The 280-nt window shown below is 35.7% G+C and carries 1 protein-coding gene; it reads left to right on the top strand.

The annotated features are described in order from the left end of the window. Positions 1-57: 57 nt before the first annotated feature. On the top strand, positions 58-280 hold a 223-nt coding region (locus tag SB765_RS29100), incomplete at its 3' end, for a hypothetical protein (protein ID WP_410932415.1).

The following is a 280-nucleotide window of genomic DNA, read 5'->3' as shown; positions in this document are numbered from 1 at the left end:
AACTATAGTATTGAAGTAATGGTAGAAAAGTATAATAATGTTTGGTCATAATAAAATATGAAAATTACAGTAATTGGGACTCTCGCTTCTTCTTTATATAATTTTAGGGGGCAACTGCTTAAAGATCTTAAAAGTGCTAACTTGGAGGTGACTGCTTTAGCTACGGGTGCGTCAAATTATGATATAAAAGAAGTAGAGGCTTTAGGTGCTGTTTATATCAATTATCCCGTTACACGAAGCGGTCTTAGCCCGGTTCAAGACTTTAGAACCTTTGCAGTGC

The organism is Pseudomonas sp. SIMBA_067 (assembly GCF_046534675.1).
GTDB classification, from domain to species: Bacteria; Pseudomonadota; Gammaproteobacteria; order Pseudomonadales; family Pseudomonadaceae; genus Aquipseudomonas; species Aquipseudomonas putida.
This window is presented reverse-complemented; position numbering and strand designations above follow the sequence as displayed.